Here is a 24,679-nt window from a genome sequence, read left to right as displayed (position 1 = left end):
AGTGTTCTGTAACCCAAATCTTCGAGACCCCTTCTTTTTCTTTAACGTTCTCAAAGATGTGGCGCAACAATCGCCCGTCCAGTTCTCATGAGTTTCCAATCTACTGATTACATTTATTATACAGACCTCAAGTATTGTTGAACAGTTAGAAGAAACTCTATGGTTTTTTTCACACGAACTCCAGATTCAAAAGCTCACCCAAAGTTACTCATTATCTAAAAACATCTCTTACAAATAGGGATTATAGAAAATTCCTTTCTTGTTATTACAGCAGAAAGCCACCTTCAGAAGAAGGCAGCTTTCTATTGTTTTAAATGCTTCTTACGTAACCGAATATTCAAAGGCGTCACTTCAACAAGTTCATCATCATTAATATAATCTAGAGCATACTCTAAAGTAAGTGCGATGGGCTCTTCAAGTTTCAACGCCTCTTCTTTACCACCGCGTCCATTACCACGGTAACTATTCAATCGTTTATTACGGATTACGTTGACCCACATATCGTTTTCTTTGTTCGTAACCCCCACTATCATTCCCGGATAGACTTCGGTTTGGGCTCCGATAAAAAAACTTCCTCGGTCTTGAATATGAAACATAGGGAAAGCCATCGAATTACCTGCAGCATTGGAAATTAGTGAACCTCGTTTGGGAACCTTCATCGTACCAGCTTGCACATCATACTTATAATGCTGACGCATCATGATCGCATTACCACGCGTCATATTAATAAGATCTGTTCTAAATCCTAAAATGAGACGTGCAGGGATGTACCAGTATTGTCGAACCGTATCATTGTGTTGTTCGACATCATATAGGTTTCCGTGACGCAAGCTCATTTGTTCAATAATTTTTCCACTATACTTCTCTGGAGTCTCGATAATCACCCGATCAATTGGTTCATACGTTACACCGCTACGTTCTTCAAGAATTACGTGTGGTTTTCCAATAGAAAGTTCATACCCTTCACGGCGCATTGTTTCAATCAAAATCGAGAGATGTAACTCTCCTCGGCCCGAAACAGTGAAGTAATCTGACGATGACCCTGGCTCTACTTTAAGACCCACATTAACCTCCAATTCGCGATTGAGTCGCTCTTTAATATTCCGACTGGTGATTAACTTACCTTCTTTTCCTTGTAACGGCGAGGTATTCACATAAAAGTTCATGGACAGCGTGGGTTGTTCTACCATAATTGCTTCCATAGGCAATGGTGACTCAAGAGAACAGAGTGTATCTCCAACAGTGATGTTCGATATTCCCGATATTACAACGATATCTCCGCTATTGGCCTTCGTCACTTCTTTATGTGTGATACCATTATAAACGAACATTTTTTTGATTCGTGCATGAGAAAGCTTTCCAGAGTTATCAATGACACTGAGAGCTTGCCCTTGTTCTAAAACACCTTGGTGGATCCGCCCAATCCCAAGACGTCCTAAATATGCGTCATAGCCTAGTGTTGATACTTGCATCTGTAGTGGTAGATTATCTTTATTCGGATAAATTTCTGTATGTTCCAGGATTGTATCAAAGAGTACATCCATCGAGGCATCCCGTACATCTTGATGACGACTTACCTTGAAATCTCGGGTTATGCCATAAAGTATCGGAAAGAATAACTGTGATTCATCTGCATCAAGTTCCAGGAACAAATCATATATTTCTTCAAGGACCGCATCTGGACGGCATTCAGTCTTGTCCATCTTATTAATCAGTACGATTGGTTTAAGATTTTGTTCCAATGCTTTACGCAGTACGAATCGTGTTTGAGGCATTGGCCCTTCAACCGAGTCTACTAACAAAATCACAGTATCCACTGTTTTAATAATGCGCTCCACTTCTCCTGCAAAATCTGCGTGACCTGGTGTATCAACTATATTAATTTTCGTATCTTTATACATAACCGAGCAATTTTTGGAGTAAATTGTAATCCCGCGTTCTTTTTCGAGATCATTACTATCCATCACACGCTCTACTGACTTTTGCGCATGATTGAAAACACCTGACGCGGATAAGATTCCGTCAACAAGTGTACTCTTACCAGCATCGACATGGGCGATGATGGCAATATTTATTATTTTTTTCATTATTTATTTTCTTCGCTTCCTATTTATCTTTTCATTATGGTACAGGAAGGCACACTAAAAAGAGCTGTTTTTTTGTATAATCTTTTAGTACCTTCAATACACTCTATTTATTTCGATAATATAGGTATTGGAGGCGTCATGACTAGAATTTGTTCGTTAGTTGACATGATATAACCTCGCTTTCGCACATTATATCATAGTTTAGAAAAAAAATGAAAAGTAGCAAATTATGATTGACCTGTGATATAGTATACGACGTTAGGAGATTAATTATGATTTTTACATCTATAATTAAAAAAATAGCTCCCCTACCCGATTTTGATGTTTTTATTCAAGGTATCTAATCGTTAGGAGGATTATTTTTTGATTAAAAACATCGAATTTAGAAAACCAAGTTTTATACTTATAATTATTTTATTGGGCTTTCCTCAACTTCAAGAGGCAATGTTTGCCCCTTCATTACAAACTATTGCACTTAATTTTGACATTTCTATCGCTAGTGCTCAATCAACCCTGAGCATTTATTTTGTAGCGTTTGCGATTGGTGTCTTATTTTGGGGCTTTTTCTCAGATAAGTTTGGCCGTCGTCCCGCATTACTATGGGGATTTGTTATATACTGCCTGGGAACGGGCGTAATGCTTACGAGTTCATCGTTCAATTTTTTCCTAGTAGGGCGCTTTGTTGTCGCATTCGGTTTAGCAACCGGTTCAGTCACGACACAAACTATATTAAGAGAGAGTTTTGACACACAAATTCGGAGCAAACTGTTTTCACAAGTATCCATTGCACTCGCAATTGTTCCAGGAATTGGGCCCTTGCTCGGAGGTTATCTGATTGAGTCATACAGTTTACGATTACTCTTAATAGTATTCTTAGTCTGTGGACTTAGTATTGTAGCTTTAACGTATTTACGTCTTCCCGAGACAAACGTCGTCGCAACGACACGCAATGCCAATTTTTTTGATGTCCTTATGCGAATGTTACGTTCGAAACGAGTATGGATGTATGGTTTTTTCATTGCATCCATGAACGTGATTATGTCTATTTACTATCTTGAAGCACCTTTATTATTCCCAAAATGGTTTGGAATATCGCTTGCAACAACAGGTAGTCTCGGTATTAGTCTTGCGATTGCAACGATTCTTGGTGCATCAATTGCACAATTACTTCTTAGAAACCATGCACCAAAACAAGTGCTTCAGTTTGGAAACTATGTACTCATATTAGGAGCTATTTTAATGTTCTTCTTTGGATATACCGCAACGAACACACTTTTATCACTGATATTGTATATGGGAGGAATGTTCTTTGTTCGTGTCGGAACTGCCATTTCCTTATCAAACGCCATAAGTTTAGCACTGGAGGATTTTCAAGATGTTTATGGTACCGCCGGGTCCATTCTTAGTCTCGGATATTATCTCGCAATAAGTGTGTTGTTACACATTATGTCTGTAATCCACACTGGCTCATTATTAGTCATGCCGCTGTACTTTATCATTTTAGCACTCTTAATGATCGCTATGACTGCTATGTCCGCACGTAACGACTAAAAAAACTCTGCTATGCAGAGTTTTTCTTTTTATATGTTCTATATCTTCGATTAATTTGAATAAAACACCAACTTGTTAGGTGCGTCAACACAAGCGTAACGAGCGTCAGTAGTAATGCTCCTAATAGCGTTGTCTGCGGTTTAATTGTCTCTAACACACCATATATGATGAGCGGATGAATTAAGTAGTAATATTTATAGTATTCACGTATCGACTCCTTGAACGGCATCCTAATTGTAAATGGCAACTGTAACGCAGTTGTAAACATATAGAAAACGGTCGGAATCGTCATGAACATCAAGTTACTATCCAAACGATCTACTTTTTGAAGCAACATCACTTCAACTAAGAACAATAGAAAACTAACTACAAGTTTGGTCAATGATGCTTTTGCAAACACGATGTTCTTTGCTTCTATCGCATATCCCATAGCAACAAAGAAGGTTCCAAAGAATAAGAAGTTACGTGTTGTAATGAAAATATTGTAGTAATATGTGTTTAAAATTGTTTGGATTGCATTTGGTAGCAGCCCAAAATAGGTCTCGGTAGCTCCCAACGCAAATAGAAGAAACGACACAACCAGTAAAGAACTCAGTTTGAAGCGTTTTAACCACGCATTCGTGAATAATAGCGCAACAATCAAGGCGGGGTAATACCAAAGATGATAATATGTACCGGAATAGAGAAGCCCGACAATAAGGCCCACTGGGTACAACATCGGCGAAAGACCCATTTCTTTAATATATTGGAGACCAAACGGCAAATAAATCAGGCACCAAATTAAATACGATGGAATCAATCCTTTAATATAGCGTTTGAAGTATGATGGGTTTTGCTTTTGTTTTTTCGCTACAAAATATCCTGACGTTATGAAAAAGAACGGTACAAACAACCGCGAAATCATATTATTAAACAATAAGTCGAGCGGATATGAAATATCTTTGAATGGTCTCAAGTGTAAGATAACAATTAACACCGCACCAAAATACCGCAGAAAATCTAAGTTCTCAAACTTGGGCTTCTCTGCACAATCATTGTGTATATCATATTGATCAATTGCATGAAAAAAGAGTCCAATTGAAATGGCAATTGGAATGAGATACGTCAAACTATTTTCATAGCCAGTCAACACTTCATAATTTCTGAGCAAGACTGCAAGAATAAATACTACTACACTGATAACCGTCGCTTTTTTAGTCATTATAATTCACTTTCTCTTATTTCTATTATACATGAAATTACTTCTCGTTTATCAACCTTACAGAAATGTACTAAAAAGAGGCTTACGCCTCTATCTCGTGATCCAACCAGGATGCTATTCGTGCAACAATCGCTGTTGCCTCGCGAATTCTCAGTAAATCATGTTCTTTATCAGGGAGTACTTCGATCGTTTTATCACTACTTCCAATGGCATCAAAGAATTTTTTACTTCCTTGCCATGGTAAGATTGGATCGTTTTCACCATGCAGTATCAGCACCGGATGAGTGTACATACTTGTATGTTCCCAAATAAACTCTTGAGCTTCAACTAATGATTCTACAATAAACGTTCTACTTGCTCGTTTCAGTACATACGGCGAATCCATCGCCACCAATTGTTTGATACCTGCATCACCTGATGTTCCCATAAGTTCTAAGAACTCATGAATCGAAATTGAAGATTCTGTAATCTCACGAAATTGTGGTTGCGGCAATAGTCCAGGACCTAATAATATTTGCCCCGATATTGCATAAGGATACATGATTCCATAGACTGCAGTAATCATGCCTCCCAGACTAAATCCCATTGTGTAAACCGGAAGACTTGAGTCACGATCTTGAACCCATGTTACACATACATTCAAGTCATCCGCAAAGTCTTGAAAATGCTTCAGTTCGCCAAGAGGGGGTGTCGTTCTGCCGTGACCACGGACGTCATATTTAAAGACATTGTATCCATGAGCGTTGAACATTGGTGCTAACCGTGAATAGTGAGCACTGTATTCCACAAATCCATGGCTAAATACAATTGTTGCTTTCGCATTTTCTACTTCATGATATTGGTAGTAGACATCATAATTATCATATGTTTTTAGTGTGCCATCCATACAAAAAAGACCTCATTTCTAACTTCTGTATCTTATCATAATAATCCTTCATGCTCCACTGTAGCGCCATAAGAAAAGCAAGGATCCCCACCCTTGCTTTTCTCTGCTCTGCATGTCTGCAAGTGATTAAATATCACTTACATCCCCGTCTTTCTAAATACCCCACCGTATTTAGAAGACTTATTAACACAAGGATTATGTCTTGTGTACTTTTAATTTACCATATTTATGATGTTAATGTTATAATATTACCCCATTTTTAGTCCCATTAACCATATTTTTGTTCAAATTGTATAAAATTGATAGGTTTTACATGAAAAAAGATAGGGTTTCCCTATCTCTCAGCAAGTCGAACACCAACGCCCCATACAGTTTGAATGTATTCAACACTTGGATCGATGCGACGCAATTTTTTACGAATACTGCTGATGTGTACATTCACGGTATTCTCATCCAAGTTTTCACTGTCGCCCCACACACTGGCATACAGTTGTTCCTTTGACACAGTACTATTTGGATTCGACAAGAGCAGTTTCATAATTTCTGTTTCTTTCTTCGAAAAGTCTACGACTTCTCCACCCAACTCGAAACGATATTCGTTTGGGAAGAATCGGATATTTTTGAAACGTATTCCTCGATTTCCACTCAACTCATGATCCAATGAAAGCTGTTCTTCAATTCTTTTGATGAGAACTGGACTTTCGATTGGATAAACATAATAATCATTAGCCCCCGCTAAAAGCATCCCCATTACCCGACTCGGATCTAACCCGTCAGTCAAAACAATTATAGGAACAGGACTCTCGTCTCGAACCATTTCCAAAATCTTTGCACTTGGCAAATCAGGAAGACTCATATCGAGTAAAATCAAATCTGCAGTATGCGCTTCAAGAATATTGATTGCTTCATAGCCGCTGAATGCGTTAATCGTATGATAGTGGTCTCGTAAAGTTTGTGATAATTCTACGCCTAACATACGATTGTCTTCGACAATAAGTATTGTTTTCATGCTTTCCCCCTTTGCACTAGTATATCACGTAAATTTAATTAAGTGATTATTAAGCTCCTATATTGGGGTTTTTGACGTTTATATGGTAAAATATCTACGTTTGTTGGAGGAAAAGTCTGTGAAAATTGTATCTCAATTTCTAATTATCGCTGGTTTCACGTTTATTGGCGATAGCATTACAGCGTTTTTCAAACTTCCGATTCCAGGTAGTATTATCGGATTATGTTTGTTATTTGCTGCACTGCAATTTAAACTCATTAAAGTCTCATCTGTCGAAATGGTCGGCACTTGGCTCAAAGATAATCTTGCTTTCTTCTTTGTTCCTGTTACTGTAGGCATCATGATTTATTTTGATGTCTTACAAGCAACATGGGTAGAGTTCGTGATTATCTTAATTATCTCAACCCTCGTGACCTATGTTGTGAGCGCCTATGCAGCAACCCGGGTTCAAGGAGATCAATAGATGGATAAAATATTTACAAGCCCACTGTTTGGATTAGTTTTATCGATGGGAGTATATGTACTGATGACAAAAGTACAAAAAATTCTAAAGTCAGACTTGTTCAACCCCCTACTCATGTCCAGCATTTTTATTATTGCTTTCCTCATGATTTTTAATATTTCGTATGAATCATACAATATTGGTGGCCAATTTATCTCTGCACTCATTGGCCCTGCGACAGTCGCCCTCGCAATTCCACTTTATATGAACCTTGGAATGCTCGCAAAGTATAAACGCGTCATCCTCGTTTCAATCAGCGCAGGAGTATTGGCTCACGCCATTACAATCGGCGTCCTAGCATCGATCTTAAAGTTATCGCCTCAGATGATTGCAACAGTAATCCCCAAATCTGTAACAACGGCGATTGCTGCTGATGTTGCAGTTTCACTGGGGGGCATTTCAACACTTACTGTCTGCATTGTTATTATCACCGGAATCTTTGGAGCTGCACTTGCACCATTGCTTAATAAAATATTCCGCATTGATAGCCCAATTGCTCAAGGCTTAGCGCTCGGAACTGCAGCACATGCAGTTGGAACGTCAAAGGCTATTGAAATGGGAAAAGAGCAGGGAATTATGTCTACCCTCGCTTTAATTTTGACGGGAATTTTTACAGTTATTATTTCTCCGATTACCAAAATTATAATTTTTGGACTACTTGGTATCTAAAAGGTCGACTTCTGTCGACCTTTTTTATTGTTTGTTTTTATGGATAAAATTGATACTTTCAGCTAAATCAGCAAGAATGCCACCAGCATATATATATTTTTCATCATCCTGAGTTGCTTTCTGAATCGAGGATTGTTTGTTCGCAGCGAATAAGTCTTTTAAATCCCACTTTGCGTGCAAAGTTACATCTTCAATAACAATATCACTTTCAAAGTTCCAAGGATATTTCAGTGCTTCATCGTGGAACCATCCCTTGAAGATAGCGTCGTTACGTGTCGGACGTTGTGGTTCTTGAAGATAACTTCCGTCTGTAACAAGGACGCTCGATATTTGCGTTACAGCATCACCAGCATCAAATTTAACTTTGTAATCATTCATAGTTTATCCTCCATCTGTTCTTGGTGATTTTACTATCTCACGAAGTAGTTCTTTGATGGGAAGAATGTCATTAAGCATAGCATTTATGTCACGAATATAAACTTTTTATTAAACTATGAATAATAATTAACAAATAAAAAGGATACGTTGTATCCTTTTAGAAATCTAAAATTACAATTTCTGGACGAGCAAAGAATCGGATAGGCAACATTCCCACAGTTCCTCCCACGCCCGACGATACGTACATTGAACCCTGTGGTCGACGAATCATTCCATGAACGAGTGTTTGGTCAAATTCAGAATTTGTAATTGGCGCATATAAGCCAAATAGTGTTACCTGTCCCGCATGGAGATGACCAGCTAATGCCATATCGACGTAAGTGGACTTCGGTAATTTTTCAAAGTAATCCGGATTATGCGTTAGTAAAATTGATAAATTGTCTTCGTGAATTGGAAACACTGGGACACCCTTTATGGCATCATCAACCCCAATAATATCGAGACCGTGATAATTATAAATTTCATTAATGAGTACTGTTACACCAATATCTTGTAGCATCGTAACCGATTTTTCATATTCTCGATAATCATGATTTCCGAGAACTGCAACCTTGGGTGCATTGATACTATTTATGTATTCAAAGATAGGGGTATTCTGTTTTCCTTCTTGATGGATATAATCTCCACCTAATAGCACCAAATCCGGTTTGAGAGCATTTACTCTTCGAACAAGATTTCGGGCAGCTCCATGCAAAAATGGTCGTCTCTTGTGATCAAACTGTAAATCGGAAATAAAAATAATTCGTTTTCCCTTTAATCCATCTGGAATCTTATGTTTTGTATCAAAATCTATGGGTTTCAAATATACATTCTTTAGCCAACGGTATTCGATAAACGAATAAATGAATATTCCCAGTAACGCAATTAGCAGATATTTAATCAATGGTTTTTGACCTTATTCAGGGCAACTGAAGTCGGTACTGCAATAACCACGCTGGCAATGATTTCGAATATACCATTTGACAAGAGAACAGATCCAATCAATACAAGTGCGCTTGTCGGTGCTGCAGCTAAAATTTCTGGGCTTGTAGAACCTGTTGCCGCAATAAACATCGCAAGCAATACTGCGACCGTATGAACAAGAGTAGCTACGACTGAGGTAACAGAAGCTACCACGACAAAGTTTTTTGTGATCCGCTTCATCAAACCAGCCACCACTACGATACTAAGTCCAAAGATAATTCGCGGTAGTACTGACACTAAAGGATTCACGAACAAAACATCGAAGACGCCTACTGGTCGTGTTGCAGCAATAAACATCGCAGCAACACCAAATGCAGTTGCGTTAATTAACGCCGCTTTTGCTCCGAGTACAAGCCCGGCAATAATTACTGGAATATGCATGATCGTTATCGAAACAAAACCAATATTGATCATTCCTAGACCTGGCACTAATGCCAAGATAAGTGTGATTGCAATGAACATTGCGTTCATTGTTATGTCTCTAACTTTCATCGTTTAAATGCTCCTTTCTGATAGATCTCGTAGAGTCCATCATTTAGTAAAAATTCATCATATATAAACGCTTCTGTTGCTCCATGAATAATTGAAGCATAGCCACCTGTTATAATTTTTGTACAAGAAGTTCCCAGTTCTTTTTCCATTCGCATCGCCAATCCTTCGATTTGCGATACAAGTCCATACAAGGCTCCCGATTGAATTGCATCAATAGTCCCAGAGCCAATCACTGTTTTTGGAAATTCTAATGCAACTTCTGGTAGGTGGGGAATATAATCCGCAAAAGCTCGCATGGATGTCCCAATCCCAGGTATAATGGCACCTCCTAAAAACGACCCTGTTTCATCAACAACCGTTAATTTTGTCGCACTTCCAACATCCGCAATAATCACTGGTGTTTGATACTTTTGAATTGCACCCCATGATGTTGCTATGAAATCCGCCCCAATATCATTTGGATTATCCAATTTAATCGTTAGGCCATCAATGGAAGTTGCGTCAATCATAATTGGTTTCTTTTGATATAGTAATTCAATTGTTTCAATAAACTGATCTTTAATCATTGGTACAACGCAGGATACGATAATATCCTCCGGAATTTCTTTAATAATTTCTTTAAATTTAATGGTATAGTTTTTAATTACATCTTTTTTGTAAGTGTCAATACGCGCTTCTAAAACTCGCTTGTTATCTTTATAACCGACAATGACCGTATTGGAATTACCGATGTCTATCGTAATAATCATACATTCACTCCTAGCGTTTGTTGCAATATTACAATACACGATATTTCACTTTTTTGCCACTAATACGACATTTATGGAGAGGCGCTCATTGCGCCTCTTGACTGTTATATGCGTACCCATAGGCAGATATTTCAACTGTTTGCGGAATATAACTAAAGTTATGTACATATTGAATCAACACTTTGAATTTTCTGTCTTCATTTTTCACAAAATATGTACAATTTTGACAGCTGTTTTTCGACTGTATTCTTTCTTTCACCACCGAATCGTATCGATCATGGACTTCAATCTCATGAACAATTACATCACGGAGTGTGTGAACTTGTTGAATACCAATAATCAAGTTACAAAAATCCAAGGTAACCAATACTCCAAGTCCAAAGAAAACCATCAATACATAAAATTCAATTGATATCTTCATTTACGTACTTCTGCCATTCCATTCCACTTCCCGACGAGTGTAGTTCTTAAAATATCCTTGAACTCGTTCGAAAAGACAATCATCCCTGTCGCAATAATTGTTACAACAAGGACCATACCAAATTCTTCAAAAAAAGACTTCAAATGCCCCACCCCCTTTCCATTAAGCCAACGATTACTTGCGTCATCAAAACCAAAAACAAACACCCAACCGATATCAACGGAACTAAACCCAAAGGGGTATACATTTCGACATTCTCCGAATATGCAAGTAAGCGTTGCTGTCTCAACCTTCCATTATTGATTTCAATAATACGCTGCAACTGGCGGGTCGCATCAACAGTTGATTCCACGCAATATCGGTACAAATACTTCATTGTTTGACGTATTTCTGGCGTTGATGCTCGCACCATGAAACCAACAAACGCCTCACGATCTTCTGGATTTGCTTCAATTTTTTTAATTAGTATTTCCACATCATGTTCTAAATTCCTAGGTACCGTTTCTAAACTTAATTTCAATGCATGAAGGAGTGTATTTGTCTGAATGAATGCCAAAATTGATTGAATCCAAATTGTGAACGAGAATTGAAGTGTAGCGCGTGTTTTGCGATATACTGAGTTCAATTTTTTTTCATAAAATGTAATAAACAGCGGAATTACGATTAGAACTCTATTGGAGAAACAGGCGCACACAAGGCACATGCACACAACGAGATACACAGTCCTTTCATAGGATACGCCAATTAAATCATTTCTTGCTTTAATGGAATGCCACAAAAGACTCCGTATAAGTTTGGACCCAAAAACAATCCAGAACATTAATAAAAGAACATTAACAAACATGTTCCCTCCTTAGAGTCAGGTCATGACGTAGAATTCTAAAAACGACGCATACAAAACTATTAATTAGAACTAAGAATATGAACAGCAGTATTTCGTAGTTAGGAAGCATTAGTCGTTGAGTTGCTTGCAGCAACATTTCGCATACAAAATATGTCACTAAAATACTTATTGATGAAAGTAGCACTAACATTTTAACTGTTTGAATCAAACGTTCACTATACCCATTTACAGCATCGTACCAATAGTCAACTTCAGCTTCTAAATCATAAAGTTTATCGTCGACACCCTGGTCCCCATGGATAATGTCCACAGCTAAAACAGAAATCAGCGTTTTCCATGAATAATGAGTATGAATCAAAGCGAGTTTTTTGAAGTCAAAATCTCCCCTTTCAAATTCTAAGAGGGGAAGTTCCTTAGCATTACATTCAATATTTCTCATGCTAACTAAAATATTGTGTGTAAAACGATATCTTACTATCAAACTTAATGTCATTTGATATTGCGCCGTAACCCTTTCTTTGTTTACTTCAAAAGTCGCAAGAGATGCAACTATATCTTTTATAAAAACTATTAAAACAAGCAAATACACACCATTTAAAACTATCGAAAACTTAAACATCATGAGTATGATTAATTGTGCGCATGCATAAACACAAATACTCTTTAGCTTTACCACTGGACACCATAAAGGTCTGCTCGACTTTTGATTTTCTCAGGAAGTTTATTCAAATCAACAACTCCCCCATGTTGATAGATTGTCACTGTTGATCCCTGATTAAAAACGACAATTTCTCTTACACGCCGCACAATGCCCTTACTCGTGTGCAGTAAATCAATATGTATTCCAACATCAAACAGTGTCTCTATCTGCGCTAACATGCTTACACTATCAATTGATGCCCCATTCATCATGAATAACAGACGGTTGGGTATCTCTTTAGCACTTCGAGCATGAATAGTACTTATTAGATGTAGTCCTGTTGAAACACATTTTAATAGTTCGAATGCTTCAGAACCTCTTACTTCACTTAATAGCAACCAATCAGGTCTTTGGCGCAATGATGCTTTAATCGCATCATCATACGACATCACTTTACTCGTTTTCAGCGCAACGCAATCACGACGTGGATGGAGCACACCATAGTGAATTTCCATACTGTCTTCGAGCGTAATCACGCGTTCTTTGTCACCAATAAACTGTGTTAAAAATTTTAACAACTCCGTTTTCCCCGATCCTGGCAATCCACTTATCATTACATTGCAACGACACCGTATGCTACTCACCAGAAAGTCCAAAGCCGCTTGCGATATGTATTCTTTTTCAATTATTGATTTGACATCGTAACGGCATTGTCCACTTGTCTTACGAATTGAAATACAAACATCTTTAGAAATTGTTGGATGAAGAACACTTATTCTTAGTAAACCAATTTCTGTTTCAAAGATTGGATTACTCACTGTATAGGGAAGATTCACAGCATTTGAAAGCCGCAAGACTAACCGGTAAATGGCGTCTTTATCACTAAAACCTTTAACGACATAACGCCCCTTATTTAGGTCATCAACCCACAAATCTTTGCCATTGTAATTGAGATCAGTCACATCCGCTTGATCTACATACATCTGGAACATCTCGAAATCAAATCTACGAAGCATAATACTCCTCAACCATAAGTCTATCTAAAGAATATGTATAGCCGCCAATTTTTCTTTCAATCCCAAAGCGCATCGCATTAGGAAATAAAGATGTTTCAAATCTCTTAACTGTGATTTCTCCACCATAATTCTCATAAAATACCTTCAGAACATTCACAAGTAATGTCTCTTTAGGATAGTCACTCGCTATATTTCTTCGCATTGCTTGATGGTGGGCAAAACGAATTTGAAAATGATGAGATGCCAATATAGCCACAAACATTGCGAACCCACTTATACACGCAATAATCATGATAAGACCAACACTCCAAAATATATGTTTCATAATTTCAACCTTTCGTTAGTTCAGTTCCATTTTTCACAGAATTGGATTCAATTTCACTTTTTACCAATCTTCTTTCCCTGACATAACTAAGTATGAAGTGATACCTAAATATCCTAAAAATATCTATGGTATAATACACATATGAAAAAATTCGCATTCATCATGGCGACTCTATTGATCTTAACGGGTTGTTCAATAAAGTCTGGTGATAACTACACAAAATACGAAGCCCGTACCTCCGAAGTTGGATTTGATACTGTCATGACCTTCGTCGCTTATACAAAAGATGAGGCAACTTTCAACGATTACTTTAGTAAAGTTAAAGCAGCTTTTCTGCGCTATAATGCCTTATTTGATAAGTATAATGACTATGAAGGAGTCGCAAACATTAAAACTATCAACGACAACGCTGGAATTGCACCCGTAACCGTTGATCCTCTAATTATAGAAATGCTTGAACGCTCGCGTGACTATACTGAAGTTTCAAATGGTTATTTCGACATTACCTATGGTTCTGTTATGGAAATTTGGCATGACTATCGAGAGGATGGTATTGAAAAGAATGCATCTGGTGAACCTGGAGAAATCCCAACACAAGATGTTCTTGAAGAAGCAGCACGCCACGCTGGGTGGCAATTTGTCGAAATTGACAAGGCAAATAACACCGTCTTTCTTACCGATGCCAAAACAAGACTTGATGTAGGAGCAATTGCAAAGGGCTATGCAACGGAACTTGTTGCTTTGGAACTAGAAGAAGCCGGATTAGAATACGGTGTTGTAAGTGGCGGTGGAAACGTTCGTACAATCAATACCAAACCAGATGGTGAAGCATGGGCAATCGGTGTTGAAAAACCATCAATGCTTGTCAAAAATGAAAGTCTTGATGTATTCCGTATTCCACATTCAATGTCAATTGTTACATCAGGTGATTACCAACGGTACTATATTGGCCCAAATGATGTTACTTATTCACATTTAATCAACCCAAAAACATTACAACCACAATCAGTATTCCGTTCAGTAACAATATTTACACCAGATTCGACCATGGCTGACGCACTTTCAACTGCTGTCTATATGATGTCATATGAAGAAGCACAGACTTTCATTCAAGACTTCAATACAAAATACCCTGACAAGTCAATTGATGTGTTGTGGGTTTCGGAAGATCATCCTGAATGGTATCAATTGGAAGACTATGACTTTACTTTCACTGACAACATTAAACAATACTCCGCATTCGCAAATAAATAACTCAAGCAAATCTAACCGAACCACCAATCTTTGTTCAAGATTGGTGGTTCGGTTTTTATATAAAAAAGAACTTCTTTATAAGAAGTTCCCAATGATGACCATCAAATCATAAACAAACATGATTGTTATAAAATTTTTGATGATATATTTAAATGATAGACGTTTTACCAAATCTTTGGTATATGCATTGTAATTCTTTAAAACACGTGGTGCTGTTGCTAATGTCAGCAATGCAAGCCAAGGTATCACACCAAGTGCAACGGCGGCTACAATCGCTGCATACACACTTATATAAAGTATTTTCATCAAAACTACAGCATTTTTCTTACCAATATAATACGGCAACGTATACCGCTTAACAAGCACGTCTGCCTCAATATCACATGTATTGTTCGCGAGCATGATACTTGATGTCAGAAGTGTCGGTGGCAAGAAAATTATCAAGAAATAGATAATATTCACTAGATTAAAGTGCATCGTGACATTTGGTGCTACAAAGTTGAAATCGACCAGTAGCCCTGGATTGTTAGCATGAATCAAGATAAATGGAATAACATAACCATAGAGTACGCCAGAAATGATTTCTCCGTACGGTTGGCGAGAAATCGGAACCGGACCCCATGTATACAAAATTCCAATCCCAAAACAAATCATTCCCAAAATCAAGATGACAAAATCAGTCAAGTATACTAAATATAAACCAGATATAGTAGCAATTGTAAGCATTGTATAAATGATTGCACGTCCTTGGTTTCGCGTATAGCCAATATCTTGGCCATTTTCTTTTGAGTCAATGTAATTATTGATAGCAGTTGTCGTTAAATCAAAGACAAACATACCAACAAAGAAAACAAGTGTTGCATCCCAACGGATCTGTGATCCATTAAATACCATAACGCCAAGCGTTAAGGCAAAGGGAAACAAACTTGTTATTTTAGTTTGTATTTCAGTATATTCTAATATTTTTTTCATGTATTACTTTCTCATTGCTAAGTTTAAGATACGCATGAGTTCCTCTCGTTTGGTATCTATGATATCAAGATTTTCAATTGCTGTCTTGGCTGTTGCATAATATGTTTCAGCTTTCGCAATTGTTATCGCAACACCCTTGGAATTGCGAACATACTGATTCACTTCGTTACGTGTGAGCGCATGTTGTTCCGCTTTTATTAATGCTTCTGGATATATACTAAAAGCATGAATTAATGGTAGTGTAATAACGCCTTGTTCAAAATCTGATTGTACAGGTTTTTTTGCAACAGATTCATTTTCATCAAAGTCCATCACATCATCCAACAATTGGAAAATCATACCTATCGCATGTCCAATTGTTTGGTAGGATTCTTGTTGTTCACGAACATCATCCGATGTTGCGACTCCCGAGTACATTGCTGCCTCAAAGAGTTTCGCTGTTTTACCATCAATAATCGATAAATAATCTTTTACTTTTAATTTGTAATTTCCATTATTAATATGTTGATTAAGTTCGCCCAATGCAATGGCTTCCATATATGTTGGTAAACTATAACCAAGATAGGTTTCTTTTTTCTCTGTTTTATTAGCCAATGACATTGACGCTGCCATTAGGTAATCTCCACAAATAACAGCTGTTTTACGCCCATATTTTTTATGGAGTGTTGTGACGCCGCGGCGTGTGTCTGCATCATCCATGACATCGTCATGAACCAGTGTTGCTAAATGTAGCAATTCAATCGATGCGGCAAAAATCACAGCATCGTGATGGATTGTTCCATCTTTGTTTTGTGCAGCAGCAAGGACTGCCGCTGCGCGGATGTATTTTCCTTCGGATTTTAAAAGGTGTTCTATATACTTTCTAACTATTAAAGGAGAGGTTGATATTGTTACACCAACCTCCCGTTTAACATATTCTAAGTATTCTTCAAATATGTTCATTAAGATTACCTACTAATCGTGGTAGATGTACCACTTCTTAACAAACGGTATTCCAGACCACCATTTTTTGAGTTTTGGCATCACCCAGTAATCTAAGCTTAATGTGTTTCCACCGAAGATTAATGCGATACCTGCTACTACCATCCATACAGTATTTAAGTATAAACCAGTTGTCATTAAGAACATCATTTGTAATACAACAGACATTCCTGCTGCCATCGTTGTAAAGAGTCCTACAATTAATGCTAAACCAATTCCAATTTCCATAACAACAACCATTGTTTGCATAAATACTTGTAATTGTGGATTAGGGATAATGACGTCATTTACGAACCATGTCATCAAGTTGAAGTCAATCTTAAATGCAAAGTCTTCAAGACCTGATTCTAATAATGGTTTTCCAGTTACAAAGATTGGTTGAATAATATTTAAGAAGTTCCAGTGTAATAAGACAGATCCTGCAGCTTCGCCACCACCTGCTCCTGTTGCACCTGCGACTGCATCAGCAGCACCTGTAGCACCTGCTGTTACATCAGCAGCGATTTTACCAGCACCGTTAACGACAGAAGCTCCAGCGTTCACAACAGTTGTTGTAGCCGCTTGAGTTGCTTCAACGACTTTACCAATAACGGATGATCCGGCATTGATATCGGCTCCACCGGCACCAAGTAAGCTATCATACCATTGTTGTGCACCACCGAAGAATCCTGAAAGTTTAGGATCTCCCGCTAACCAGCCTTCGTTAACTTTTTTAATTCCTTCAAATAACCAAATTGCTCCTAACCACACACGAAGTGGGAAGAGTAAGAAACTTGGTGTACGGTTTGAGAAGTTTCCACCGACAAAACTACGACGGTTACGGATTGTAAAGATTTCATGTTTCAAGTAGCTAAATACTTTGTTCCAACCTAAAACCTGGAGGAAGTAAACACAGTTCATCATGTGTTTTGCAAACATTGCAAAGAATGATACAAGATTAAACTCAAGTTTTCCAAGTTTAATATTTGCAGTTCCCCAACGTCCACCGATACATACCATTGTTCCGTGGAATGCTGGTTTATATGCTGTTAGGTTTTTACCACCACGAATTTGTTCTGCGATATTCTTCGCAACGAGACCACCACTTTGTTCAGCATTTTCAACCATTTGTGGCAATGGTCGTTCTTCACCTTCAAGTACGAAGTATGTGTTATCACCGATAACATAAACGTCTTCGCGACCTTTTGCACGTAAGTATTGGTCTGTTTCAATTCGGCCACCACGTTGTGCAGCTTCAAGTTCTGTACCTGATTGCGCCGTAATATCTGTACTTTCAATACCAGCTGTCCAAATAACTGTGTGTACTGGGTTTTCTTCAATATTACCGTTGATGTCTAAATGAATAGCATCTTCAGTGACTTTGATAACTTTTGCGTTCAGTTTAATTTGTACACCCATTTTTTCTAAACGGTTTTGTACTTTGTTTGCGAGTTTTTCTGGCAATGTCATAACTGTACGTGGCATTGCATCGACTTCAACCATTGTGACATCACTTGGGTCGATTGAGAATTTATCACATAATACAGGAACGTATTCAGCAAGTTCCCCCATCATTTCTACACCAGTGAATCCTGCTCCTACAACATAGAATGTTAGCAAGAAACGACGTTTCTCAAGGTTTGGTTCTTGTGATGCTTTTACAAATACATCATTGATATGGTCACGTAAACGAACTGCATCATCGTATGACCACAATGTAAATGTATTTTCTTTAGCGCCTTCAATTCCAAAGAATGTTGGTTTTGAACCTGCTGCGATTACAACATAATCGTATTCGTAGCTTTCGTTCGCACCTTCAACGACTTTTTTGTCAAAGTCAATTTTTTGAACTGTATCAAGTTTTACGTTGACATTACGTCCAGCAAAGATTTTTTTCAAATCCATGCGGATTGAATATTCATCAACACGACCTGCAGCAACTTCATGAAGTTCTGTCAACATCGTACTGAATGGATTGCGGTCTATAATAGTGATTGATACTTCTGGATCCTTTTTGAATTTTTTAGCTAACTTTTTCGCAGCTAAAATCCCAGAGTATCCTGCTCCTACAACAACTACTCTCTTTCCCATTTTCTATTTCTCCTTTAATTACTTTTGCCTTCATATTATAGCGTATCGCTAATTTGTTCACAATCTTGGGGTTTGTTACATCGAGATGTTTCATGCCCCAAAAGAAAACTCATGCAGTTTCCTTTCGAAAAAGACATGAGTTTGTGAAAGTTGTGTATTTTGTTCACAAAACCTTAGGCAGGTTTCACAACTATATTTACGATTTTATTCTTGATAACAATTTCTTTTAGAATTTGCATTCCTTCAAGGTTCTTTTGAACTTGAGGTTGCTCGTATGCGAGTGCTTTTAGAGCATCATCATCGAGTCCAGTAGCCGCCATGAATTTCGCGCGGACTTTACCGTTGATTTGCACAACAATTTCAGTCTCTGATTTCACAAGTTTCGTTTCATCAAATGTCGGCCATTCGGTATAACTAATTCCCGTTTCTTCCGTTAATATTGTATACAATTCTTCACCGATATGAGGTGCAAATACAGCTAGCATTTTAACAAATCCAACCGCATATTTTTTATAAATTGTTTCGGCTTTGTAAGCATCATTAATGAATGTCATTAATTGTGCCAATGCTGTATTCATTCCAAATGATTCAATATCTTCAGTTACTTTTTTGACTGTTTGGTTATATGAGAAATCTAGGGATCCATCATTTGTATCTACAATTTTTCCTGATTCGACAAACAAACGCCATACGCGATCTAACCATTTACGGTTTCCATCAAGTCCTTGTGTACTCCATGCAGTTGCTCCATCAAGCGGTCCAATAAACATTTCGTAGACTCGCAACGTATCTGCTCCGTGACTGCGAACAATATCGTCAGGATTAACAACATTTCCACGAGATTTACTCATTTTTTCATTATTAGCACCTAAAATCATACCTTGATGGAAGAGTTTCTTGAATGGCTCTTTCGTATTCACAACTCCAATATCATAAAGTACTTTATGCCAGAAACGTGCATATAGTAAGTGAAGCACTGCATGTTCTGCACCGCCCATGTAAAGGTCTACTTCCATCCAGTGATTAATAAGTTCTGGATCAGCGATTGCTCCTTCATTGGTTGGATCAATATAGCGTAAGTAATACCAGCAAGACCCCGCCCATTGCGGCATAGTATTGGTCTCACGACGGCCTTTTGATCCATCCGGGAATGTTACATCTAACCAATCACCGGCATTAGCGAGTGGTGATTGACCATCTGGTGCTGGTTTGTAGTTCTCAACCTCGGGAAGCTCTAGTGGTAAATCCTCAAGGTCAACTGTACGCATTGTTCCATCTTCCATATGAACAATAGGAATTGGCTCTCCCCAGTAACGTTGACGTGAAAATAGCCAATCACGTAGTTTATAAGTAACTTTCGCTTCGCCGTATTTGTTGTCTTCTAACCATTTATTCATGATTACAAGGGCTTCTTCTTTATTTAAACCATCAAGGAATCCTGAGTTTATATGATTGCCATCTTCAGTATACGCAACTTCCGCGATACTTCCGCCTTCAAGAACTTGAATCATCTCAATGTTGTATTTTTTCGCGAACTCATAATCGCGTTGATCATGTGCTGGTACCGCCATGATTGCTCCTGTACCATAGGCTGCTAGTACATAGTCTGCAATATAGATAGGTACTTGTTTACCATTAACAGGGTTAATCGCATAGGCACCCGTAAAGACACCTGTTTTGTCTTTATTTAGCTCGGTACGTTCTAAGTCTGACTTATGCATCACTTGATCTACATACGCATCAACTGCTGCTTTTTGCTCAGGAGTCGTAATCTGACTTACGAATGGGTGTTCCGGAGCAAGGACTGTATATGTCGCACCAAAAAGTGTATCTGCACGTGTTGTAAATACCGTGAATTCTAAATCATGGTTATCAACTTTAAAGATTACATTTGCACCTACTGATTTCCCAATCCAGTTGATTTGCATTTCTTTGGTTGATGCTGGCCATTCGACCAAATCTAAATCTTCAAGTAAGCGTTCTGCGTATTCTGTAATACGTAAAACCCACTGACGCATTGGGATACGGATAACATCAAATCCACCAACTTCAGTTTTACCGTTGATAACTTCTTCATTTGCAAGAACCGTTCCCAAATCAGGACTGAAGTTTACGGGTTTCTCATCAACATATGCTAGGCCCATATCGTAGAGTTTCGTAAAAATCCATTGTGTCCACTTATAGTAGTGAGGATCTGTCGTTGAAATTTCACGAGACCAGTCATACGAAAGTCCTAGTGACTTAATTTGTTTCGTAAAGTTTTGGATATTTTCTTTCGTAAAGGCATCTGGGTGATTTCCTGTTTTTAATGCAAATTGTTCTGCTGGCAAGCCAAAAGCATCCCACCCGATTGGGTGTAAAACGTTGAATCCTTTCATACGTTTGTATCGTGCCAACACATCTGTGGCGGTATAGCCGCGTGGATGTCCAACATGAAGTCCATTCCCTGATGGGTATGGGAACATATCAAGGACGTAATATTTTGGGATATCAAAATTACGAATGTCTGTTTTAAATGTTTCGTTTTCTTCCCAGTATTGTTGCCATTTTTGTTCAATTTTTAAATGGTTATACATCGTTTTTCCTCCTGTAAAATAAAAAAAGCACCTGCAAAGGACGAATGTCTCGCGGTACCACCTTAATTTCTCATCTCATGTTTGAGACAAGCGCTCTTTCCCTTAACGCGGGGCTACGGAATCTCTTACTGAATTCAGAAATTCTGCTCCAAGATGAGTTCTTTATTGTCCACTTACTGATTCACACCACCCATCAGCTCTCTTATAGTTTTCAATAAATACTATTTCTTTTCATCGCTATGCCTTTATCTTATGTGTTTTGCTTTGAATTGTCAATTTCCAAACGCAAACAAATCTAAAAAACCACGCTGATTATCAACGCGGTCTGAAATATCGGTATCATTGTTACGCAACATCACATTTCTTTTTATATATTGCGAATCCAAATTGAATCGGTGTACTTAGGGTTTCTAACGTCTCTAATGTCGCAATGGCATGTTTCGGTGTTCGATGATAATAAGGTGTCATCGCTAAAAGATTGTTGATGGTCGTTTGTCCTGTTAAATGAATGGTATGTTCAACACGAATGAGCGTTTCCAATTCAAATCCCTCATATGTAGGTAACACAACCTCGTTCTCATAGGGCTTATCATAGAGGATTGATTTCAGTCCCCATAAATGTTTTTCGAGTGGAAAAACCACGACGAAATGTCCATCATTTTTCAGAATTCGATAGACCTCATCAGATGAAAACGGTGCAAAAATACTATATGCGAGATCAAATGCACTATCCATCAGTGGTAACTTCGCAGTCGATGCAACAGCTAGCTTCATATTCTTATTTCGTTTCGAAGCACTGGTGACTGCTTGTTTTGAAATGTCGATTCCATAGACAGTTTTTTCCTGTTGAAGCAACGGTTCGGCATACCAACCCTCGCCACAGCCGACATCAGCCAAGCTATTCGCTGAATATTTTGTTACAATGTCTTTAAGAGCTTCTCGAAATATATCGTAGTATCCGTCATTAAGGAACTGTGTTCGCGCCTGAATCATTTTGGCATCATCACCGTGTTGTTTAGATTTAGAACTTTGTGATTGTAATAGGTTCACATATCCAGCCTTGGCCATATCAAATTGATGACCGGTTTCGCACACATACGATTTGTTTTGGAGTACCAGTTGTTTTTTACAAACCGGGCATTGAAATAAGCTCATAGTTTTACCTCATCTTGTCTTCACAATTATATCACACAATTTTACTTTGATTTAGTTGAATTTTGTACCACTTTACTTATAATAAACACAAGGAGAATTAATTTATGAAAAAAATATTGCTTACAGCAGTTGTATCGTTGTTGGTACTTGTCGGATGTACATCGGCAAATACAAACATTATGAAAGGTTACAAAGGCTTTGATAAAAAAGACCACCATTACCAAGCAATGAGTGCTAGTGATATGGCAACAGCACTTGAAAATAAAACTGAAGGTATTTATTATTTAGGATTTGAAACATGCCCATGGTGTGTCGCTCTTGTTCCTGTTATGGAAGAAGCTGCAGCAGCAGGAAACCACACAATCAACTATGTTGATACACGTGGCAACGATTACACACAAAATGCCGATGCTCAAAAACGTATTGAAGCATTCTCAAATTCATTACCTGAAGAACAACGCATGACTGGTGTTCCTTATGTTGTCATTATTGGTGGCGATGGCTCAATCCAAGTTAACATTGGAACCGTTCCAGGACACAATGCACCAGTTGACCCATTGACAGAAGATCAAGCGAAATTCTTACAAATCAGACTTACTGAGATGTTTAGTTCAGTTAAATCAAACGCCTAGTTTGTCCATTTTATATAAGCACCTAAACAGGTGCTTTTTTTATTAAAAAGATAGCAGCTTAGCTGCTATCTAATAAGATTTTTAATTAAGATGAGTTCTAGATTTTCTCCCGGGAAGAGTATATTTCCCGAATCTTGATAGCCAAGTGCTCGGAAAAAATGCTGTGCATCTTGGTCCGCTCTTCCGGAAGTCATAACTAGGTAATTCCCTAATGCCATCATTTCTGTTTCCCAGTAATTAATCATTTCAGTACCATAACCGCGGTGACGGTAAGGCTCTAGAATCTTAAAGTAATTGAGGAATGGATACTGATCCCAGAACATATTGTATCGAATGATACCTACAATTTTATCGTCGACTTCATACACCAGAACGCGTCCAAGTTCGAGTTTTGATTCAAACTCTTCACGTTCAACGTGTGTGTCCAATTCCATTAGAATATCAATGTCTTCTACTGTAGCTCTACGGATCATATCAGCCACCTCCATGTTAATTCTATTGTAATGAGTAATTATTTTTTGTGCAAGTTTATTTCTTGAATAAGGCCCAACCTTTTCTGTACTTTTGTGTAACGACGTCGCGCTACCGGTAGTCTTATCCCATTTTTTAGGACTAGAAAATCTGTTTCTAGACGCTCAACAGCCGCTAAGTTAACAACGACACCGCGATAGATTTCTATGAACGGCGATTTTCGTAATAAATGAATCCAGTGATGAATCGGTCGTCGATCCTTGTAATCTCTTGTTTGTGTTCGAATCAGAAGATGGCGTTTGCACGTTTCAATTGTACAAATTTCAGAAACATCCACAACCGAGCTTTCCCGTCGTCCCACTTGGACAAACTCCGGGTTATAAAGTGGACGTTGAATCAGGCGCGACACAACCCGTAAGGTCATTTGGCAGTTATCTAAGTTCTTTAGACAATGATGCCTTGGTATTTTAAAACCAATGAGGAGCGTTTTGCGGCGATCATAACGGTGATTTGCATAATCAACAATATATAAACCTACCGGTGGCTCTTTGGTATATGTTATTGCTTCTTCATTAAGTTCGGAATATAAGTCAAGTACTTCTTTTACGCAACGACGCGAAAAGCGGTCACGCAAATCAACATGGACATGAATCATTGGACTCCTTTCAAAAGTTCATTGACATCAAAAAGTTCGTATCCAGCAAGTTAATTAAATAGGTTTACTATGAACAATCCGCTATTTCAGCACCTAACATACTGTAGTATCCTATGTTCC

The 24,679-nt window shown here is 38.0% G+C and carries 26 protein-coding genes and 1 other annotated feature; of the genes, 5 read left to right on the top strand and 21 right to left on the bottom strand.

The features are described 5' to 3' along the window. Positions 1 to 302: 302 nt before the first annotated feature. The gene (typA, locus tag G7061_RS02175; RefSeq protein WP_166118320.1) at positions 303 to 2,087 is read right to left on the bottom strand and encodes a translational GTPase TypA; all 1,785 of its coding nucleotides are present in this window, start codon (positions 2,085 to 2,087) and stop codon (positions 303 to 305) included. Between the two features lie 363 nt (positions 2,088 to 2,450). On the opposite strand from typA, the gene G7061_RS02170 reads away from it, so the two are divergent. Continuing rightward, positions 2,451 to 3,638, top strand: coding sequence for an MFS transporter (locus tag G7061_RS02170; RefSeq protein WP_166118317.1), 1,188 nt, complete (start codon positions 2,451 to 2,453; stop codon positions 3,636 to 3,638). Positions 3,639 to 3,648: 10 nt separating this feature from the next. Here the strand turns inward: G7061_RS02170 and G7061_RS02165 are convergent, their stop codons facing one another. The 3 genes from G7061_RS02165 to G7061_RS02155 all read right to left on the bottom strand — a co-directional run bounded on the left by G7061_RS02165 (position 3,649) and on the right by G7061_RS02155 (position 6,734). Next, positions 3,649 to 4,839, bottom strand: coding sequence for an acyltransferase (locus tag G7061_RS02165; protein WP_166118314.1), 1,191 nt, complete (start codon positions 4,837 to 4,839; stop codon positions 3,649 to 3,651). 82 nt (positions 4,840 to 4,921) lie between these two features. After that, positions 4,922 to 5,725 (bottom strand): alpha/beta fold hydrolase, encoded by an 804-nt coding sequence (locus G7061_RS02160; RefSeq protein ID WP_166118311.1) that lies wholly within the window; start codon positions 5,723 to 5,725, stop codon positions 4,922 to 4,924. A 334-nt stretch (positions 5,726 to 6,059) separates the two neighbouring features. Then, positions 6,060 to 6,734, bottom strand: coding sequence for a response regulator transcription factor (locus tag G7061_RS02155; protein ID WP_159636074.1), 675 nt, complete (start codon positions 6,732 to 6,734; stop codon positions 6,060 to 6,062). 118 nt (positions 6,735 to 6,852) lie between these two features. Between G7061_RS02155 and G7061_RS02150 the strand changes: the two genes are divergently transcribed. Both G7061_RS02150 and G7061_RS02145 read left to right on the top strand, forming a co-directional pair. Then, positions 6,853 to 7,197 carry a CidA/LrgA family protein gene (locus G7061_RS02150; RefSeq protein ID WP_159639643.1) on the top strand — a complete coding sequence of 115 codons (345 nt, stop codon included), beginning with the start codon at positions 6,853 to 6,855 and terminating at the stop codon, positions 7,195 to 7,197. After that, positions 7,198 to 7,905 (top strand): LrgB family protein, encoded by a 708-nt coding sequence (locus G7061_RS02145; RefSeq protein WP_159636080.1) that lies wholly within the window; start codon positions 7,198 to 7,200, stop codon positions 7,903 to 7,905. Positions 7,906 to 7,929: 24 nt separating this feature from the next. Here the strand turns inward: G7061_RS02145 and G7061_RS02140 are convergent, their stop codons facing one another. The 10 genes from G7061_RS02140 to G7061_RS02095 all read right to left on the bottom strand — a co-directional run bounded on the left by G7061_RS02140 (position 7,930) and on the right by G7061_RS02095 (position 13,793). Next, positions 7,930 to 8,283 carry an InlB B-repeat-containing protein gene (locus G7061_RS02140; RefSeq protein WP_159639645.1) on the bottom strand — a complete coding sequence of 118 codons (354 nt, stop codon included), beginning with the start codon at positions 8,281 to 8,283 and terminating at the stop codon, positions 7,930 to 7,932. A 157-nt stretch (positions 8,284 to 8,440) separates the two neighbouring features. Beyond that, the gene (locus tag G7061_RS02135; RefSeq protein ID WP_240914424.1) at positions 8,441 to 9,145 is read right to left on the bottom strand and encodes a metallophosphoesterase; all 705 of its coding nucleotides are present in this window, start codon (positions 9,143 to 9,145) and stop codon (positions 8,441 to 8,443) included. A gap of 77 nt (positions 9,146 to 9,222) precedes the next feature. Further along, entirely contained in the window at positions 9,223 to 9,798 is a 576-nt protein-coding gene (locus G7061_RS02130) for an ECF transporter S component (RefSeq protein WP_166118309.1), read from the bottom strand. Next, complete coding sequence (locus G7061_RS02125) at positions 9,795 to 10,547, bottom strand: type III pantothenate kinase (protein ID WP_166083518.1); 753 nt, start codon at positions 10,545 to 10,547, stop codon at positions 9,795 to 9,797. Before G7061_RS02125 ends, G7061_RS02130 begins: the two co-directional genes overlap by 4 nt. Positions 10,548 to 10,632: 85 nt before the next feature. Then, complete coding sequence (locus G7061_RS02120) at positions 10,633 to 10,968, bottom strand: hypothetical protein (RefSeq protein ID WP_159639649.1); 336 nt, start codon at positions 10,966 to 10,968, stop codon at positions 10,633 to 10,635. After that, positions 10,965 to 11,111, bottom strand: coding sequence for a hypothetical protein (locus tag G7061_RS02115; RefSeq protein WP_166083462.1), 147 nt, complete (start codon positions 11,109 to 11,111; stop codon positions 10,965 to 10,967). The genes G7061_RS02120 and G7061_RS02115 overlap by 4 nt, the downstream gene beginning before the upstream one ends. Further along, the gene (locus G7061_RS02110; protein ID WP_166118306.1) at positions 11,108 to 11,812 is read right to left on the bottom strand and encodes a hypothetical protein; all 705 of its coding nucleotides are present in this window, start codon (positions 11,810 to 11,812) and stop codon (positions 11,108 to 11,110) included. The genes G7061_RS02115 and G7061_RS02110 overlap by 4 nt, the downstream gene beginning before the upstream one ends. Continuing rightward, positions 11,802 to 12,251: a hypothetical protein gene (locus tag G7061_RS02105; protein ID WP_159645543.1), complete on the bottom strand. Its 450-nt coding sequence runs from the start codon at positions 12,249 to 12,251 to the stop codon at positions 11,802 to 11,804. The genes G7061_RS02110 and G7061_RS02105 overlap by 11 nt, the downstream gene beginning before the upstream one ends. Before the next feature lie 230 nt (positions 12,252 to 12,481). After that, the gene (locus G7061_RS02100) at positions 12,482 to 13,468 is read right to left on the bottom strand and encodes a CpaF/VirB11 family protein (protein WP_166118303.1); all 987 of its coding nucleotides are present in this window, start codon (positions 13,466 to 13,468) and stop codon (positions 12,482 to 12,484) included. Further along, the gene (locus G7061_RS02095; RefSeq protein WP_166118300.1) at positions 13,458 to 13,793 is read right to left on the bottom strand and encodes a hypothetical protein; all 336 of its coding nucleotides are present in this window, start codon (positions 13,791 to 13,793) and stop codon (positions 13,458 to 13,460) included. Before G7061_RS02095 ends, G7061_RS02100 begins: the two co-directional genes overlap by 11 nt. Before the next feature lie 141 nt (positions 13,794 to 13,934). On the opposite strand from G7061_RS02095, the gene G7061_RS02090 reads away from it, so the two are divergent. Continuing rightward, the gene (locus G7061_RS02090) at positions 13,935 to 15,047 is read left to right on the top strand and encodes an FAD:protein FMN transferase (protein WP_166118297.1); all 1,113 of its coding nucleotides are present in this window, start codon (positions 13,935 to 13,937) and stop codon (positions 15,045 to 15,047) included. A 75-nt stretch (positions 15,048 to 15,122) separates the two neighbouring features. On the opposite strand, the gene G7061_RS02085 is transcribed toward G7061_RS02090, so the two are convergent. The 5 genes from G7061_RS02085 to G7061_RS02065 form a co-directional block, all read right to left on the bottom strand. Next, the gene (locus G7061_RS02085; RefSeq protein WP_159639655.1) at positions 15,123 to 16,019 is read right to left on the bottom strand and encodes a UbiA family prenyltransferase; all 897 of its coding nucleotides are present in this window, start codon (positions 16,017 to 16,019) and stop codon (positions 15,123 to 15,125) included. 3 nt (positions 16,020 to 16,022) lie between these two features. Beyond that, the gene (locus G7061_RS02080; protein WP_166083523.1) at positions 16,023 to 16,961 is read right to left on the bottom strand and encodes a polyprenyl synthetase family protein; all 939 of its coding nucleotides are present in this window, start codon (positions 16,959 to 16,961) and stop codon (positions 16,023 to 16,025) included. Between the two features lie 12 nt (positions 16,962 to 16,973). Continuing rightward, a complete protein-coding gene (locus tag G7061_RS02075; RefSeq protein WP_159636119.1) occupies positions 16,974 to 19,070 on the bottom strand; it encodes an FAD-dependent oxidoreductase in 2,097 nt (698 codons plus the stop codon). Between the two features lie 173 nt (positions 19,071 to 19,243). Then, on the bottom strand, positions 19,244 to 21,646 hold the full coding sequence (gene leuS / locus G7061_RS02070; RefSeq protein ID WP_166118294.1) for a leucine--tRNA ligase: 2,403 nt from the start codon (positions 21,644 to 21,646) through the stop codon (positions 19,244 to 19,246). A 33-nt stretch (positions 21,647 to 21,679) separates the two neighbouring features. Then, positions 21,680 to 21,890, bottom strand: a binding site (T-box leader). Between the two features lie 101 nt (positions 21,891 to 21,991). After that, positions 21,992 to 22,801 (bottom strand): putative RNA methyltransferase, encoded by an 810-nt coding sequence (locus G7061_RS02065; RefSeq protein ID WP_159639658.1) that lies wholly within the window; start codon positions 22,799 to 22,801, stop codon positions 21,992 to 21,994. 104 nt (positions 22,802 to 22,905) lie between these two features. Between G7061_RS02065 and G7061_RS02060 the strand changes: the two genes are divergently transcribed. Next, positions 22,906 to 23,433 (top strand): thioredoxin, encoded by a 528-nt coding sequence (locus G7061_RS02060; protein ID WP_159636127.1) that lies wholly within the window; start codon positions 22,906 to 22,908, stop codon positions 23,431 to 23,433. Between the two features lie 65 nt (positions 23,434 to 23,498). Here the strand turns inward: G7061_RS02060 and G7061_RS02055 are convergent, their stop codons facing one another. Both G7061_RS02055 and G7061_RS02050 read right to left on the bottom strand, forming a co-directional pair. After that, the gene (locus G7061_RS02055) at positions 23,499 to 23,906 is read right to left on the bottom strand and encodes a GNAT family N-acetyltransferase (RefSeq protein ID WP_159636130.1); all 408 of its coding nucleotides are present in this window, start codon (positions 23,904 to 23,906) and stop codon (positions 23,499 to 23,501) included. 38 nt (positions 23,907 to 23,944) lie between these two features. Further along, a complete protein-coding gene (locus G7061_RS02050) occupies positions 23,945 to 24,559 on the bottom strand; it encodes a LytTR family DNA-binding domain-containing protein (RefSeq protein ID WP_159639660.1) in 615 nt (204 codons plus the stop codon). Positions 24,560 to 24,679 lie beyond the last annotated feature (120 nt).

This window comes from Erysipelothrix sp. HDW6B, assembly GCF_011301115.1.
Classification (GTDB): domain Bacteria; phylum Bacillota_I; class Bacilli_A; order Erysipelotrichales; family Erysipelotrichaceae; genus Erysipelothrix; species Erysipelothrix anatis.
Note: the sequence above shows the minus strand (reverse complement) of the source record. Positions and strands in the feature narration are given on the sequence as shown.

Excerpts from the sequence above, each read along its gene's own strand:
- typA (WP_166118320.1), bottom strand. The coding sequence starts at position 2,087 with ATGAAAAAAATAATAAATATTGCCATCATCGCCCATGTCGATGCTGGT.
- G7061_RS02165 (WP_166118314.1), bottom strand. The coding sequence starts at position 4,839 with ATGACTAAAAAAGCGACGGTTATCAGTGTAGTAGTATTTATTCTTGCA.
- G7061_RS02160 (WP_166118311.1), bottom strand. The coding sequence starts at position 5,725 with ATGGATGGCACACTAAAAACATATGATAATTATGATGTCTACTACCAA.
- G7061_RS02155 (WP_159636074.1), bottom strand. The coding sequence starts at position 6,734 with ATGAAAACAATACTTATTGTCGAAGACAATCGTATGTTAGGCGTAGAA.
- G7061_RS02145 (WP_159636080.1), top strand. The coding sequence starts at position 7,198 with ATGGATAAAATATTTACAAGCCCACTGTTTGGATTAGTTTTATCGATG.
- G7061_RS02140 (WP_159639645.1), bottom strand. The coding sequence starts at position 8,283 with ATGAATGATTACAAAGTTAAATTTGATGCTGGTGATGCTGTAACGCAA.
- G7061_RS02130 (WP_166118309.1), bottom strand. The coding sequence starts at position 9,798 with ATGAAAGTTAGAGACATAACAATGAACGCAATGTTCATTGCAATCACA.
- G7061_RS02125 (WP_166083518.1), bottom strand. The coding sequence starts at position 10,547 with ATGATTATTACGATAGACATCGGTAATTCCAATACGGTCATTGTCGGT.
- G7061_RS02120 (WP_159639649.1), bottom strand. The coding sequence starts at position 10,968 with ATGAAGATATCAATTGAATTTTATGTATTGATGGTTTTCTTTGGACTT.
- G7061_RS02110 (WP_166118306.1), bottom strand. The coding sequence starts at position 11,812 with ATGTTTGTTAATGTTCTTTTATTAATGTTCTGGATTGTTTTTGGGTCC.
- G7061_RS02105 (WP_159645543.1), bottom strand. The coding sequence starts at position 12,251 with ATGAGAAATATTGAATGTAATGCTAAGGAACTTCCCCTCTTAGAATTT.
- G7061_RS02100 (WP_166118303.1), bottom strand. The coding sequence starts at position 13,468 with ATGCTTCGTAGATTTGATTTCGAGATGTTCCAGATGTATGTAGATCAA.
- G7061_RS02095 (WP_166118300.1), bottom strand. The coding sequence starts at position 13,793 with ATGAAACATATATTTTGGAGTGTTGGTCTTATCATGATTATTGCGTGT.
- G7061_RS02090 (WP_166118297.1), top strand. The coding sequence starts at position 13,935 with ATGAAAAAATTCGCATTCATCATGGCGACTCTATTGATCTTAACGGGT.
- G7061_RS02085 (WP_159639655.1), bottom strand. The coding sequence starts at position 16,019 with ATGAAAAAAATATTAGAATATACTGAAATACAAACTAAAATAACAAGT.
- G7061_RS02080 (WP_166083523.1), bottom strand. The coding sequence starts at position 16,961 with ATGAACATATTTGAAGAATACTTAGAATATGTTAAACGGGAGGTTGGT.
- G7061_RS02075 (WP_159636119.1), bottom strand. The coding sequence starts at position 19,070 with ATGGGAAAGAGAGTAGTTGTTGTAGGAGCAGGATACTCTGGGATTTTA.
- leuS (WP_166118294.1), bottom strand. The coding sequence starts at position 21,646 with ATGTATAACCATTTAAAAATTGAACAAAAATGGCAACAATACTGGGAA.
- G7061_RS02065 (WP_159639658.1), bottom strand. The coding sequence starts at position 22,801 with ATGAGCTTATTTCAATGCCCGGTTTGTAAAAAACAACTGGTACTCCAA.
- G7061_RS02060 (WP_159636127.1), top strand. The coding sequence starts at position 22,906 with ATGAAAAAAATATTGCTTACAGCAGTTGTATCGTTGTTGGTACTTGTC.
- G7061_RS02055 (WP_159636130.1), bottom strand. The coding sequence starts at position 23,906 with ATGATCCGTAGAGCTACAGTAGAAGACATTGATATTCTAATGGAATTG.
- G7061_RS02050 (WP_159639660.1), bottom strand. The coding sequence starts at position 24,559 with ATGATTCATGTCCATGTTGATTTGCGTGACCGCTTTTCGCGTCGTTGC.